The organism is Nonomuraea sp. NPDC052129 (assembly GCF_040680095.1).
In the GTDB taxonomy this organism is placed as follows: Bacteria; Actinomycetota; Actinomycetes; order Streptosporangiales; family Streptosporangiaceae; genus Nonomuraea.
The window spans coordinates 1-14,094 of sequence record NZ_JBFAVX010000026.1 but is presented as its reverse complement, the minus strand read 5'-3'; the positions used below and the strand labels follow the sequence as shown (position 1 = coordinate 14,094).

General features: G+C 69.4%; 14 protein-coding genes and 3 pseudogenes. 5 read left to right on the top strand and 12 right to left on the bottom strand.

Annotation, left to right across the window (positions count from 1 at the left end; genetic code table 11):
- Nucleotides 1–350 precede the first annotated feature (350 nt).
- Nucleotides 351–527: pseudogene (locus AB0L53_RS40450) on the bottom strand (hypothetical protein); the annotation flags it as partial.
- A 211-nt stretch (nt 528–738) separates the two neighbouring features.
- Between AB0L53_RS40450 and AB0L53_RS40445 the strand changes: the two are divergent.
- Nucleotides 739–1,074 carry a hypothetical protein gene (locus AB0L53_RS40445; protein ID WP_364006097.1) on the top strand — a complete coding sequence of 112 codons (336 nt, stop codon included), beginning with the start codon at nt 739–741 and terminating at the stop codon, nt 1,072–1,074.
- On the opposite strand, the gene AB0L53_RS40440 is transcribed toward AB0L53_RS40445, so the two are convergent.
- The 5 genes from AB0L53_RS40440 to AB0L53_RS40420 all read right to left on the bottom strand — a co-directional run bounded on the left by AB0L53_RS40440 (nt 1,031) and on the right by AB0L53_RS40420 (nt 5,517).
- Complete coding sequence (locus AB0L53_RS40440) at nt 1,031–1,879, bottom strand: response regulator transcription factor (RefSeq protein WP_364006094.1); 849 nt, start codon at nt 1,877–1,879, stop codon at nt 1,031–1,033. The two genes, AB0L53_RS40445 and AB0L53_RS40440, sit on opposite strands and share 44 nt — an antisense overlap.
- A complete protein-coding gene (locus AB0L53_RS40435; protein WP_364006092.1) occupies nt 1,876–2,091 on the bottom strand; it encodes a hypothetical protein in 216 nt (71 codons plus the stop codon). The genes AB0L53_RS40440 and AB0L53_RS40435 overlap by 4 nt, the downstream gene beginning before the upstream one ends.
- An 83-nt stretch (nt 2,092–2,174) precedes the next feature.
- Complete coding sequence (locus AB0L53_RS40430) at nt 2,175–3,257, bottom strand: sensor histidine kinase (RefSeq protein WP_364006089.1); 1,083 nt, start codon at nt 3,255–3,257, stop codon at nt 2,175–2,177.
- 293 nt (nt 3,258–3,550) lie between these two features.
- On the bottom strand, nt 3,551–4,039 hold the full coding sequence (locus tag AB0L53_RS40425; protein WP_364006086.1) for a hypothetical protein: 489 nt from the start codon (nt 4,037–4,039) through the stop codon (nt 3,551–3,553).
- A gap of 230 nt (nt 4,040–4,269) precedes the next feature.
- Complete coding sequence (locus AB0L53_RS40420; RefSeq protein ID WP_364006083.1) at nt 4,270–5,517, bottom strand: glycoside hydrolase family 18 protein; 1,248 nt, start codon at nt 5,515–5,517, stop codon at nt 4,270–4,272.
- Nucleotides 5,518–5,610: 93 nt separating this feature from the next.
- Here AB0L53_RS40420 and hemW point away from each other — a divergent pair, with 93 nt between their 5' ends.
- Complete coding sequence (gene hemW, locus AB0L53_RS40415; RefSeq protein WP_364006080.1) at nt 5,611–6,831, top strand: radical SAM family heme chaperone HemW; 1,221 nt, start codon at nt 5,611–5,613, stop codon at nt 6,829–6,831.
- A 56-nt stretch (nt 6,832–6,887) separates the two neighbouring features.
- On the opposite strand, the gene AB0L53_RS40410 is transcribed toward hemW, so the two are convergent.
- On the bottom strand, nt 6,888–7,529 hold the full coding sequence (locus tag AB0L53_RS40410; protein ID WP_364006077.1) for a DUF4870 domain-containing protein: 642 nt from the start codon (nt 7,527–7,529) through the stop codon (nt 6,888–6,890).
- Nucleotides 7,530–7,663: 134 nt separating this feature from the next.
- Here AB0L53_RS40410 and AB0L53_RS40405 point away from each other — a divergent pair.
- Nucleotides 7,664–8,769: pseudogene (locus AB0L53_RS40405) on the top strand (RNA-guided endonuclease TnpB family protein).
- 95 nt (nt 8,770–8,864) lie between these two features.
- Here the strand turns inward: AB0L53_RS40405 and AB0L53_RS40400 are convergent.
- On the bottom strand, nt 8,865–9,674 hold the full coding sequence (locus tag AB0L53_RS40400) for a DUF3097 domain-containing protein (RefSeq protein ID WP_364006074.1): 810 nt from the start codon (nt 9,672–9,674) through the stop codon (nt 8,865–8,867).
- A 17-nt stretch (nt 9,675–9,691) separates the two neighbouring features.
- Nucleotides 9,692–10,462, bottom strand: coding sequence for a hypothetical protein (locus tag AB0L53_RS40395; protein WP_364006071.1), 771 nt, complete (start codon nt 10,460–10,462; stop codon nt 9,692–9,694).
- A gap of 144 nt (nt 10,463–10,606) precedes the next feature.
- On the opposite strand from AB0L53_RS40395, the gene hrcA reads away from it, so the two are divergent.
- Entirely contained in the window at nt 10,607–11,620 is a 1,014-nt protein-coding gene (gene hrcA / locus AB0L53_RS40390; RefSeq protein ID WP_364006068.1) for a heat-inducible transcriptional repressor HrcA, read from the top strand.
- An 11-nt stretch (nt 11,621–11,631) separates the two neighbouring features.
- Entirely contained in the window at nt 11,632–12,771 is a 1,140-nt protein-coding gene (gene dnaJ / locus AB0L53_RS40385) for a molecular chaperone DnaJ (RefSeq protein WP_364006065.1), read from the top strand.
- 11 nt (nt 12,772–12,782) lie between these two features.
- Here dnaJ and AB0L53_RS40380 read toward each other — a convergent pair whose 3' ends face one another.
- From AB0L53_RS40380 to AB0L53_RS40370, 3 genes and pseudogenes are all read right to left on the bottom strand, one after another.
- A complete protein-coding gene (locus tag AB0L53_RS40380) occupies nt 12,783–13,436 on the bottom strand; it encodes an ATP-binding protein (RefSeq protein ID WP_364006062.1) in 654 nt (217 codons plus the stop codon).
- 102 nt (nt 13,437–13,538) lie between these two features.
- Complete coding sequence (locus tag AB0L53_RS40375) at nt 13,539–13,877, bottom strand: hypothetical protein (RefSeq protein ID WP_364006441.1); 339 nt, start codon at nt 13,875–13,877, stop codon at nt 13,539–13,541.
- Nucleotides 13,878–13,911: 34 nt separating this feature from the next.
- A pseudogene (locus AB0L53_RS40370) lies at nt 13,912–14,094 on the bottom strand (RRXRR domain-containing protein); the annotation flags it as partial.

Sequence of the window (14,094 nt, the reverse complement as noted above, 5' to 3'; positions counted from 1 at the left end):
GAGGTTTGACCATCGTTGCGGCGTGATCGTAAGAGGCATGATCAATATGGGGAACAGGTGGCGAAGATCCTTAAGCTACCCGTCAGTTCGCGTTCATGTTCGGTAACGGGGTGGGGGGCCGCCGCGACCGCCAGTGACTGCCGACGATCTTCCTCAACCCCGAGCCCGGCCACCCGCCACATCGTCGTCGGCCTGCTGCCCTGCGGGCAGGTGTACGGAGCCCGCCGGGTGCGGCAGTTCGTCAGGGAGCCGCGTCGTGAACGACTCCGCATCCTGCTGCTGATCCCCGCCCGAGCTGACATCAGCAGTGCGTCCAACCGCGCCAATAACGCCTTCACATCCCTCAGGTTTCACCCCTTCACGGTGAGCACCATACGTTGGTACGACGTGAGCGTTGGCGAGCCGTTGTCCGTTGTCTGCAGGATCAGGTGAATCGTCTGGCCGGGTAGTGCGCCCTGGGGCACGCGGAAGCTCGCGATGTGGTGGCTGGCTTGCGAGGTCTGGGTGAGCGTAACGGTGCCGGGGTAGGTGTCCGCATCGCTTTACTGCCACCAGGTGCTGGTCAACCGGTCGCCGTCCGGGTCATGGGTGAGGCCGTTCAGAATTACCGACTGGCCGCGGGTCGTAGGGAGCGCCCCGGGCCCATCTCGCGGCCCCTGGATCCCCGTGTACGCCGGGGATTCTGTCGGTGGCGCCCGCTACCTTCTTGTCCGAACACCTGTGCGATAGGAGGGTGACATGCTTGCCGCTGAGCAATTCGAGCGTGCTGCTGTGCTAGGGGTCGCCGTGGCGGAAGAGATGCGGCGGTTGCTGAGACTCCACGCGGTTCCGGCTGAGGAGGCGGGTGACGGGGCCGTCCTGGTCGACGTCCCCTATCCGGACGCGGCCGTGGTGGTGGCCGTGCTCGACGTGGCCGCCGACTGTTTCGGCGAACGTGGCGATTCGGTCGAGGAGACCCGCCAGGCCGCCCTGGAGACGGTCTTACAGTTGGCGGGCTTCGATGACGATTCCCAGCTCAACCACGTGGAGGTCACGGGTTCGGGCGGACGAGACCGTGGCGGTACGCGTACGTGACGGCCTGCGCTCGGTCTCTCAGGCGGGCCTTGGCGAAGAGGTTGTTGATGTGGGTCTTGACGGTGGCCTCACTGATGAAGAGCCGGGCGGCGATCTCGCTGTTCGACAGGCCGTCGGCGATGAGCCGCAGCACCTCGACCTCGCGCGGCGTCAGGCCGTCACGCGCCTCGTCACTCCCTGCGGTGCTGTCTCCGATACCGGGAGTGGGCCGTTCGGCCGTCGCGTCCGGCCTGCTGGGGGGCGGTGCGGGCGGCTGCTCGCGCGGGGCGGGGTCGGGCTGTTCGCGTGGGTCGGGGGCAGGATGTTCATCCCAAGCCCGGCCGCCGCCAGGGGTCGTGGGATCGGGCCGCCCCGGTTGCTCACCCAGGGGTCGGCCGGCGTCGGAGGCCGTCATGGTGTCGAGGAGGCGGCGCTGGACGGAGGGGTCGAGCTGGGCGTTACCGCTGACGACGGCGGTGATGGCCTTGGCGATCTCGTCCGAGTCCGCGCTCTTGGTGAGGAAGCCGCGTGCCCCCGCCCTGAGCGCGGCGAACACCGACTCGTCGTCCGAGTAAGTCGTGAGCACCACCACTTGGGTGCCCGGGTGCTCGGCACGGATGCGACGGGTGGCCTCGACGCCGTCCATGCGCGGCATCCGGAGGTCCATCAGCGCCACGTCTGGCCGCCGCTCCGCGACCAGGCGGAGCGCCGCCTCGCCGTCCCCTGCCGAGCCGACCACCTCGATCCCCGGCAGGAGTCCGAGCAGCAGGACCAGCCCTTCCCGGACGACCGCCTGGTCATCGACGACCACGACCGTGACGCTCATGATCCGGCCACCGTGACCCACCGGGCGAGAGTGGCGGGGCCGCCGGACGGGAGGGGGAGGAAACGGGAATCCCGCGACTCCGCGTTGGAGGCGGCCGCCTGGGTCTCGGTGGGGCTGGCGGAGATGGGGGAGGTAATGCGGGGACTCCTCGACTCCATGCTGGAGCTGGCCGCCCGGATCCCGGCGGAGCTGCCGGACGTGAGGGAAGTCATGCAGGGACTCCCCAGGTGGACGCGGAAGCCCAGGAGACCGGCGGGTTGGCGGAAGCCGCCAGTCGTCTCACCAGTGCGCTGGTTCACGCCGGGATCCACAAATGGACGCGGAAACCGTCCGTCGTCTCGCCCGCCGACAGGGTGCCGCCGAGAAGTTCGGCTCGTTCGCGCATGCCCATGAGCCCATATCCTCCCCCAGGCGTGCCGCGCTCGGCTGCGGCGGGGTTGGTGATGCGGAGGTCGCATGAGCCAGGCGCGTACACCAGTGTGATCGTGGCCGGAGAGCCGGGAGCGTGGCGCCGTACGTTCGTGAGCGCCTCCTGGGCGGTACGCAGCAGGGCGAGCTCCGTCTCCGGGGGTAGGCGGTGCTCCGTGCCCGAGACGTGCAGCGTGCACGCCCGGTCGGTGGTCGCCTGGAACTCCTCCGCCAGCGTCCGAAGCGCCTGTGGAAGGGCGGGCGCGTCTTCGCGCAGGGCCGACACCGCGCGCCGGGCTTCCTCGAGTCCGGATTTGGCCAGGTCGCGCGCGCGGACGACGCGGTCGAGCGCTTCCTCGGTCTTGTCCGCACGGAGCAGGAGCTTGGCGCCCTCCAGGTGTACGAGCTGCGCCGACAGCGAGTGGGCGAGGATGTCGTGGATCTCTCTGGCGATCCGTGCCCTTTCGGCGAGTACGGCCTCGCGGGCCTCGGCGGCTCTGGCCGCCCGGCGTTCCTTGACCGAGTACGCCACCAAGAACACTAGGCAGGCACTGAGGATGAGGCTGAGATCGCGACCCAGCCGCCCGTAGATCGCCCCCTCCACGAGCAGCCCGCCGACGGCCAGAACGCCGATGGGCACCGAGTGGCGCAGCGGCAGCCGGACCGCCGCTATGCCAAGGCAGTACAGCAGTACGGCGAGTGCCGGACCGCCGTCGACCACCGCGTCGAGGATGATCGCGAGCACGACCGACAAGCCGAGCGCGATTGCCATGACCGGCGCCCGGGACGTGATCGCCGCGATGGGAGGTCGGGCCGCGATCACTCTGAGGGACTGGCGGGCCGCGATCGTGATGCGGGACACGCGGGAGGTGATCGCTCTGACCAGTGTGCCGAAGGCGACTCCCTTTCGCGACACACCGGCGGGCTCGGACGGGCGTGACGCCACGTGGTCCAGCGGTGGTCGAGGCATCACTTGGTCCTGAGGTGGTCGGGACGGTGCTTGGTCTGGCTGCGGTCCAGGCGGCGGTGGGGGTGGTGGTGAGGGATGCGGGGCCTTGGGGCCCTGCCGGAGCGTCGATGTCTTGCGGGTCAAAGGGAGTTGGACGACGAGCAGCATGATCACTATGGCCGAGGTCAGTGTGGTGACCGTCAGGCTGGTGCCGGTCAAACCAAGCGTGGGCATGGCCCGTATCTGTGCCCATACGAACACCACGATCGCCCCCAACCGCAAGACGAAGGGGACGATCTTTGACGGGCCAGGCATCACTCCACGAAATTATCCGCCCGCAGGGTCGTACCGGAAAGGGCGCGGCCGCGTCGGGCGACGAGCAGGGCCTGGGCGCCGATGGTAAGGCCGACGAAGAACAGGATGCCGGAGGTCGAGGCGTTCAGGCCGAGGGCAGTGCCGGCGAAGTACAGGCCCACGCGGCTCGCGACCGAGGCCAGCCAGGCCAGAAGGGTCAAGGGGGTGGCTTTCGACCAGGTCACCCCGGCCTCGTCCATCCAGACGCGTACGGTCGCGGCGCGGATGGCGCCGAAGACCACGGCGGCGATGGCCTCCACGGCCACGAGTGCCAGGCTGAGGGCGAGCTGGGTGGTGTCGATGAGGCCACCGGTCAGCAGGCCCAGCGCGACCAGGGCGGCCGAGACGTAGACGATGCCGTTTCTGGCCGTGGGGCGGGTCATCATCTGCCGGTAGACGACGAAGATGACGACGGCGGGGATGAGCAGCGCGCTCAGCAGGGGATCCATGGGTCTGACGGTAGGGAGGAGCGGTGTGGCGGCGGATCGGACTGGGGGTTGAGTCCTGGATCTCCACCCTGGGGTGGAGAGCGTGGGCAGTGGTGCAGTCCCGGAGCTTCGTTTGCCGTCAGACGTGAAGGCGGTGTGCGGGCGCGGCAGGAAGCACGCCCGCACACCACGATCGTCCGCGCCTCACGGGCGGCGCCACGGTCGTCCGCACCTCACGAGCAGCGTCGTGATCACCGCAGTACTGAGTACAGCGCCGATGTCAGCGAGGCGCGCGAGTCGTCCTGGTCGATTGACCACATCATCGACCCGCCCAGCCCCTTGAGCCGGATGTAGGCCGCCTTCTGCAGCATCACCGCCGGATCGTCGTACGACCAGAACTCGTTCCCGTCGTACAGCCACAACGTCCCCGTCCGCACGTCCCGGTACCGCTTGCCGGGCTTGGTCGCCAGGTCCTTGTAGTCCTCCGTCCCCGGACCCCACTTGCCCGGTGCGGGGCCGGTGGCGGGCTTGTACAGGCCGTCGCCGCCGGCGGTCACCCCGGTCCAGCCCTGGCCGTACGCGGGGACGCCGACCACGATCTTGCTCGCGGGAGCGCCGCGTGACAGGTAGTCGCGTACGGTCTGGTCGACGCTGTACCGGATCGGGTTCGGGTCTCGGCGGTCCGTCAGCAGGTTGCCGTTGTGGCCCGTCTGGGGCTCCCAGTTGCCCCGCAGGTCGTATCCCTGGACCGTGGCGAAGTCGAGCTGCTTGAACACCTGCCGTACCTCGAACCCGGCGTCGATCTTGGCGGTGGCGGCCGGGAGGAAAGCCGTCAGCTGCGACGACGTGGAGAACGCCCGCAGCCGCGACCGCAGTTCCGCCGCGAAGAGGGTGAAGTTCCGCTTGTCCTCGGGTCTGATGACGTTCCCGTCGGCGCCGGACGAACCGGGCCACTCCCAGTCGAGGTCGATGCCGTCGAACACCCCGGCCCCCGTGCCCGCCGCCAGTCCCGGCAGGTCACCGCGTAGCCACAGGTCGACGCACGACTGCGCCAGCTTCGCCCGGGACTCGGGGGTGAGGACGGCGTCGGAGAAGTAGCGGGACCCGGTCCAGCCGCCCAGCGAGATCAGCACCTTCAGTCCCGGGTGCTTGGCTTTGAGCTTGCGCAGCTGGTTGAGGTTGCCGTTCAGGGCCTGTCCGGGCGCGTCGGCCACGCCGTCCACGCTCTGCTCGGCGGGTACGGGGCGCTGCCAGTCCGCCCAGGGATCGGCCGAGTAGCAGGTCCCCTCCGCGCTGACGAAGCCGAAGGCGTAGTTGAGGTGGGTCAGCTTTGCGGCAGCGCCGCTGGCCTCGACGTCCTTGACGTGGTAGTTGCGGCCGTAGACGCCCCACTGGATGAAGTAGGCGACGCGTTTGAAGCCGGTATGGGCCTCGGCGGGCACCGCGACCGCTGAGAGACCGAGGAGCAGCGAGAGCGCGATCAGGATCTTCGTCTTCACCAGGCGATCCCCAATTAGGAAACTTTCCTATAAGTTTCACGGATCGTAGAGCCGCTGGATCAGGCAGTCAATGGCAGCGGGCACACTGGAGTCGTGCCATCCACCTTGCCTGACGGCGACCCCGCGCCCCCGTCCGGCGACCTGCCCGAGAGCGCGCTGCGCGGCCTCGGCGAGCGTCCGTTCGGCTTCTACGTGCACGTCCCGTTCTGCGTGACGCGCTGCGGCTACTGCGACTTCAACACCTACACCGCCGCCGAGCTGGGCCCCGGTGCCTCGCACCGCGACTACGCCGACACGGCCATCGAGGAGGTACGGCTGGCACGACGCGTCCTCGGTGATGTGGAGCTCCCGGTCGAGACCGTGTTCTTCGGCGGCGGCACGCCCACCCTGCTGCCCGCGGAAGACCTGAGCAGGATCCTCGGCGCGATCGACGCGGAGTTCGGGCTCAAGGCGGGCGCGGAGGTGACCACGGAGGCCAACCCCGAGTCGGTCGACCCGGCCTACCTCGGCAGGCTGCTGGACGGCGGCTTCAACCGGGTCAGCTTCGGCATGCAGAGCGCCAGGGAGCATGTGCTCAAGGTGCTCGACCGGCAGCACACGCCCGGCCGGGCGGCGCAGGCCGTACACGAGGCCAAGAAGGCCGGTTTCGAGCACGTCAACCTGGACCTGATCTACAGCACGCCCGGCGAGTCCGACGACGACTGGCGGGCGTCGCTGGAGGCGGCGATCGCCGCCGAGCCCGACCACGTCTCCGCCTACTCGCTGATCGTGGAGGAGGGCACGCGGCTGGCCGCCAGGATCAGGCGCGGCGAGCTGCCGATGCCCGACGACGACGTGGCCGCCGACCGCTACCAGATCGCCGACGCGCTGCTGGCGGAGGCGGGCCTGCGCTGGTACGAGGTGTCCAACTGGGCCACGGACGACGACGCGCGGTGCCGGCACAACCTGCTCTACTGGACCGGTGGCGACTGGTGGGCCGTCGGCCCCGGCGCGCACAGCCACGTGGGCGGCACCCGCTGGTGGAACGTCAAGCATCCGGCCGCCTACGCGCAGCGCCTGGCCGCGGGCACTTCGCCCGCGCACGCGCGCGAAGTGCTCGCCGACGACGACCGCGACGCCGAGCGGCTGATGCTGGAGCTTCGGCTGGCCTCCGGCTATCCGGTCGCCGACGTCGCTCCGGGCGCGCGTACGGCCGTCGCGGTGGCGCTGGGCGACGGCCTGCTGGAGCCGGAGCCGTTCAAGGCGGGGCGGCTGGTGCTCACCCTGCGCGGCCGGCTCCTGGCCGATGCCCTGGTACGCGATCTGCTCGGCTGAACATTGCCCTGGAACGGGATCTGCTCAGCTGACTATTGGCCTGGTATGCGGTCTGCTCAGCTGACCATGCGGATGGCGATCGGGTAGCGGTAGTTCTCGCCCTTGTTCGCGGCGACGGCGGCCTGGATGTGGAAGATCAGCGACACGATCCAGATGATGGGGAACAGGATGATCCCGATCAGGACGACCGTCAGCAGGCCCGCGACGACGTAGCCGATGAACATCGTGATCTGGAAGTTCAGCGCCTCGGCCGACTGGTCGCGGACATAGGGGGACTCGTCCCGCTTCATCAGGTAGATGATCAGTGGGCCGATCCAGGAGACGAGCAGGCCGAGCAGGTGGGCCAGCATGGCCATCGTGGTGTCGTCGCTGCCCGGCCGCGGACCGTAGACGCCGGGGACGTGCGGCGGACGCTGCTGCGGGGCCGCGTAGCCGTAGCCGGGCTGCTCGTAGCCGGGCGGCGGCGTGGGCGGCTGCCCGTAGCCATAACTGGGCGGCTGCCCGTACCCACCGGAACCAGGCTGCCCGTAGCCGTAACCAGGTTGCGGCCCCGGCCCAGGACCGCCCTGAGGTCCGGAACCGTACCCGGGCTGGCCACCGTACTCAGGTTTTCGAGGTGGTTCCGAGTTGATGTCCGACTGAGACACGCGCCGCGTCGCATCGTCGTCCGGCGGCGGCTGCGGGGGATCCTGGCTCATTAGATGCCTCCGAGGAAACCCCCGCCTTCAGGCGGGGGAGGAATCGGACCCCTGCGGAGTTGGGCAGAGGCAGGCGGGTCGCAGTATCGAACATATGCACGAAATTTGCATGATCGTGCGGTAGGATGTGAGGCGTGGCGCAGATCGTGAAGCGGGCCTACAAGTACCGCTTCTATCCGACGTTCGGGCAGGCCGAAGAGCTTGCCCGGACGTTCGGTTGCGTCCGCCTCGTCTATAACAAGGCCCTGGAAGAGCGCACCCGCGCCTACTCGCTGGAAGGGCGTCGCGTCTCCTACGTGGAGTCGTCTGCCATGCTTACGGCGTGGAAGCGCGGCGGCGAGTTCGACTTCCTGTCCGAGGTGTCGTCGGTGCCGTTGCAACAGGCGCTGCGGCACTTGCAAGCGGCGTTCGCGAACTTCTTTGCCAAGCGTGCGAAGTACCCGACGTTCAAGTCCCGTAAGAAGTCGCGGACCTCGGCTGAGTACACCAGTCGGCGTTCCGCTGGCGAGACGGCGCGCTGACGCTGGCGAAGATGGACGCGCCGCTGGACATCCGCTGGTCGCGGCCGCTTCCAGACGGCGCGGTCCCGTCCACGGTCACCGTGTCCCGGGACGCGGCCGGGCGCTGGTTCGTGTCCCTGCTGGTCGAGGAGAAGATCAGCCCGCTTGCGCCCTCTGATCAGAGTGTGGGCGTGGACGCGGGTATCTCGGCGCTGGCCACGCTGTCGACCGGCGAGAAGATCGTCAACCCCGGCCACGAGCGCCGGGACCGGCGCAAGCTGGCCAAGGCGCAGCGGGCGCTGGCCCGTAAGGAGAAGGGCTCGGCGAACCGGGCCAAAGCGAAACTGAAGGTTGCCAAGGTGCACGCCCGCATCGCCGACCGTAGGCGCGACCATCTGCACAAGGTCACCACACGGCTTGTTCGCGAGAACCAAGTGATCGCCGTAGAAGATCTGACCGTCCGCAACATGGTCAAGAACCATTCGCTGGCCCGCGCCATCTCCGACGCGTCGTGGCGCGAACTCCGCTCGATGCTGGAGTACAAGGCGGCCTGGTACGGGCGCACGCTCGTGGCGGTGGACCGCTGGTTCCCCTCCTCCAAGTTGTGCTCGGCGTGCGGGACGCTGCACGACAAGATGCCACTGGACATCCGGGAATGGACATGCGCCTGCGGCGCGGTCCATGACCGGGACGTCAACGCGGCCAAGAACGTGCTCGCCGCCGGGCTGGCGGAGAGCTGAAACGCCTGTGGAGCTGATGTAAGACCTCAAGAGGAGACCTCCTCGGCGGGCGATCGGCGGTGAAGCAGGAATCCCACCTTCGGGGAAGGGAGCAGTCAAGGTGCCTCCGTAACGAAGTCGATCAGTTCCTCGACCCGGCCGAGCAGTTCGGGCTCCAGGTCTGTGAATGCCGAGACGGCGCCGAGGATCCGCCGCCACGCGTCGGCCGGTTCCATCCGCCAGCCCAGGGCGGCGATCACGCCTTCCTTCCACGGCACCCCGCGCGGCACGTCCGGCCAGGCCGGGATCCGCAGCACGGAGGGCTTGACCGCCTGCCAGATGTCCACGTACGGATGGCCCACGACGAGCACGTGGGGCGAGGTCACCTGAGCGGCGATCCGGCTCTCCTTGGAGCCCGGTACGAGATGGTCGACCAGCACGCCCAGCCTACGCTCCGGCGACGGGCCGAACTCGGCGACGATCGCGGGCAGGTCGTCCACGCCCTCCAGGTACTCGACCACGACGCCCTCCACCCGGAGGTCGTGGCCCCAGATCTTCTCCACGAGGGCGGCGTCGTGCACGCCTTCCACGTAGATACGGCTCTCTTTGGCCACCCTGGCCCGCAGGCCCTCCACGGCTATCGAGCCGGACGCGCTCCGCCTGGGCGCGGCAGAGGACGGGGCGGCCGGCCGTACGAGCGTCACGACCTTGCCGTCCAGCAGGAACGCGGCGGGCGCGAACGGGAACAGGCGGCGCTTGCCGAAGCGGTCCTCCAGCGTGACGGCCTCCTTGTCGCAGGCCACCACGGCGCCGCAGAAGCCGCTCTCGGCGTCCTCCACGACCAGATCGAGTTCGGCGGGCACCTGTGGGATCTTGCCCTTGCCCGGCCGCCGCCAATTTCCCGCTAGAACATCGCCGTCGTACACACGGGGACCGTAGCAAATCACCCGCCCGCCGCAAGGCGCTTGCGATGAGAGCTGCGCCGGGTGACCACCATGATCGTCGTGATGACTGCGGCAAGTACGCCCAGACCCGGGATCACCAGCAGCGCCGCCACACCGCCCACCAGCCCGCCCGCGGCGCCTGCGGCGGCGAAGTCGCGGCCGACGCCGAAGCGCACGTTCGTCGGCTCCTGGGTCGTGCAGGTGAACTGGTATTCGCCCTTGACCGGCGCGTTGACCACGAGTATGAGATTCCACTGCGTGCCGTTGACGGTGACCCGCTCGGTGCCGGACGTCCTGGCGAGCTTGGCCTCGCCAGGACCGCCGTCGATCCGGCACATGTAGTGGACCTGGCTCTCACTGGCGAGGTACACCACCGGCTTGTCCGCCGGGTCCAGCGGCACGGTGACGCTCTGGCCCGCCGTGAACGTCTTGGACGGGGCCACCGCGCCCACCGTGTTCAGGATGCCGCTCACGAACACTCCCACCCCGACCAGGCCGGCGAGCAGCGCCAGGCCCCAGGCGACCGCGATCCACCGCAACCGCGGTCTGATCAACTTCGGGTCAACCTGAGGGCCGAACCGCTGCGGCGTGCCGTAAGGTCCGGGCTGGTACGGCTGCTGCTGCCCGTAAGGGCCGGGCTGGTAGTGCTGCTGGCCGTATTGCGGCGGACCATATTGGGGCGGCGGCGGGCCGTACTGGGGAGGTTGCCCCTGGTACGGACCCTGTCCCGGCGGCGGACCGTAGGCGGGGGGCTGGGAGTCATCGGTCATATCGGCCAGTGTGCGCCCTATGGGCGGCCACTCGCTAGCTCCGGTGTTATCGCACCTTGTGGGCGGGAGCCGTACACTTGGCACTCGGGAACACAGAGTGCTAGACCTGTCGTTTCCTGAAAGGCAGAGGTAGGAGGTGAGCGCGTGCTCGACGATAGGAAGCTGGCGGTGCTCCGCGCCATTGTCGAAGACTACGTGTCCACCAACGAGCCGGTGGGCTCCAGGGCGCTCGCCGAACGCCACAACCTGAAGGTCTCCCCAGCGACGGTCAGGAACGACATGGCCGCCCTGGAGGAGGAGGGCTACATCACCCAGCCGCACACCAGCGCGGGCCGTGTGCCGACGGACAAGGGCTATCGCCTGTTCGTCGACCGGCTCTCGCAGGTCAAGCCGCTGTCCGGGGCGGAGCGCCGGGCGATCGAGACGTTCCTCGCCGGCGCGGTCGACCTCGACGACGTGGTCACCCGCACAGTGCGGCTGCTCGCGCAGCTCACCCGGCAGGTCGCGGTCGTGCAATACCCGACGCTGACCCGCTCGACGGTCAGGCACGTCGAGCTCGTGCCCCTGCACGACCGGCGGATCATGCTCGTGCTGATCACCAACACGGGCCGCGTCGAGCAGCGGGTGGTCGAGCTGCCCGAAGCGGTGGAGGACACCCGCATCGCGCACCTGCGCGCGGTGCTCAACGCCTCCCTCGACGGCTGCGGCCTGCTCAACGTCCCCGATCAGGTCGCCGACCTGCCGGAGCGGCTGCCCGTCGAAGACCGTCCCGTGGTGGCCACTATCCTGTCGGTGCTCCTCGAGACGCTGGTCGAGCGCCATGATGAGAAGATCGTGTTCGCCGGTGCGGCCAACCTCGCCGGGGCCGACTTCTCGACCGGGCTGCGCGACGTGCTCGAAGCACTGGAGGAGCAGGTCGTGCTCATGCGGCTGCTCGGCGAGACTTCCACAGACACCCCGTCCACGCTCACCGTGCGCATCGGCTCGGAGAACCCGTTCCTCCGTGGCACGTCGATCGTCGCAACCGGGTACGGTTCTGGCGACAACGAACTGGCTCGGCTAGGCGTGCTAGGCCCCACGAGGATGGACTATCCCGTGACGATGGGCGCCGTGCGCGCGGTGGCACGCTACGTCAGCCAAATCCTGGCTGCATCATAAGAGGTCGATAAGTGGCAAACAGCGACTACTACGCCACCCTCGGGGTGCGCCGTGACGCCAGTCAGGAAGAGATCAAGAAGGCCTACCGCAGGCTTGCCCGCGAACTCCATCCCGACGTCAATCCGGACCCCGCGACCCAGGAGCGGTTCAAGGAGATCACGCAGGCCTACGAGGTGCTGTCCGACACCAACAAGCGTCAGATGTACGACCTGGGCGGCGACCCCTTCGGCGGCGCCGGCGCGGGTCAGGGAGCGGCCGGCTTCGGCGCGGGCTTCCCGTTCAGCGACATCATGGACGCCTTCTTCGGCACGGCCGGGGGCGCGCGCGGGCCCCGTTCGCGGGCCAGGAGAGGGCGCAACGCGACCATCCGCGTGGAGCTCGACCTGAGCGAGACCGCCTTCGGCACCACCCGCGAGCTGGTCGTTGACACGGCCGTGCTCTGCGAGGTCTGCCAGGGCGCGGGCGCCGCGTCCGGCACCCACCCCGACACCTGTGACATGTGCAACGGGCGCGGCGAGATCTCCCAGGTCACCCGGTCGTTCCTGGGTCAGGTCATGACCTCCAGGCCGTGTCCCCAGTGCGGCGGCTTCGGGACGATCATCCGCCACCCGTGCCAGGAGTGCTCGGGTGACGGCCGCGTGCGCACCCGCCGTACGATCAAGGTCCGCATCCCCGCGGGCGTCGAGGACGGCACGCACATCCAGCTCGCCGGCGAGGGCGAGATCGGCCCCGGCGGCGGCCCGCCCGGAGACCTCTTCCTGGAGATCGTCGAGCGCCCGCACGAGATCTTCGAGCGGCGCGGCGACGACCTGCACTGCACGGTCCAGATCCCGATGACGGCCGCCGCGCTCGGCACCAACCTCGCCGTGGAGACGCTCGACGGCTCCGAGGAGGTCGACGTGCGGCCGGGCACGCAGTCGGGCCAGGTCATCACGATGTACGGCAGGGGTGTGCAGCGGCTCAACGAGACGGGCCGCGGCGACCTGCTCATCCACGTCAATGTGGAGACCCCGCTGCGGCTCGACCCGGCGCAGGAGGAGCTGCTGCGCGAGCTGGCCAAGCAGCGTGGCGAGGAGCGGCCGCCCGGGAAGTTCGCCCCCGGGCAGCAGGGGTTCTTCTCGCGGCTGCGGGACGCGTTCAACGGCCGCTGAACGGGATACGTTCAGCGGCCGGTGACCCGTGAGGGCACCAGGAGTTCGCCCGGGAGGGCCACCCGGGCGGTGATGCCGTGTGGCGGCGACTCGTCCAGCCACACGCGCACACCGAGCCGCTCGGCCAGCCTGCCCACCACGTAGTGGCCGAGGTAGCGGGTGGGGGCGGCGAAGAAGCGCCGTTCGCCACGCAGCCGGGCGTTCGCGGCGGCGCGCTCTCCCTCGGTCATCCCCACGCCCTGGTCGACGATCGCGATGTGGCACTCGCCCTCGCGGGTGCTGGCCCGGATCTCCACCTCGGTGTCGGGCGCCGAGCAGGTCAGCGCGTTGTCGACCAGCTCGGTCACCAGGTGCGCGATCTCGGCGACGGCCGTGCCCCTGAGCAGGGCGTCATCCACTTCGCCCAGCACCGCGCGGCCCGACCCGGCCGCGCTCAGGGCCGAGCGGAGCACGTCGCGTACGGCCACGGGATCGGGCGGGCGGCGCGGGCGGCCGGTGGCGGGCCGGTGGGGCTCCTCGGCCGCGGGCCCCGTCGTGTCCGGGGCCTTCCCGGCGAGCCGGCGCGGCGCCGCGCGGGCGATGGTGGCAGGGACGGTGAGCAGGACGGTCAGCCGGGTCTTCAGCGCGCACGGCCAGCGCCGCGCGCGGCGGGTGTTCCTGGACATGAACGTCATCAGAACCACCCGTGGATACCCCGGCGTTCATGCCGGGGAGGGAACGGGAGCGGGAGCGGGAAGGCCCTTGAGGGCCTGAGTGTGCCCTGAGGTTCACCGTTCAGTGGTGGTCTCCTTGCTCGTGGTGTAGCTGTAGCCGTCGGCTCTTTGGAGCAGGCGGATGTGTTTGTGGTTGATGCCTTGGCGGGTGCCGGTCGCGGTGGTGATGTTGAAGGAGCCTGTGGTGCGGACGGCGACGCGTCCGGTGTGGACTCCGGTGTGTTTGCCTTTGGTGAGGGTGGCGCGTACGAGGTCGCCGGTGGCGAACCCATGGACGTGCTTGATGCGGGGGAGCCGCAGGCGGGGGAATCCGTACCGGTCGGTGCGGGTTCGGCTGTAGGTGCCGCGTCCGGTGGCCTTGACGACCAGGATGCGGTCTGGCCATCCGGTCACTCGCCCGAGTTTCGGCGACCGTGGAGTCGGCCGCCGTGCGGTCGGTCAGGCGGATGACGAACGGGGTGTGCCGGACCACCAACGCCCGGCCCGCTTTGAGGAAGTGCCGGGCTCGGCCGGGTCGGCAGGGCTGCAACGGTTTCCCGTGGCGATCGAGGACGAAAACGTGTGGGTCTGTAAGGACCTTTCCGCCCTTCCCGGACTGTTCCGGGTCGGG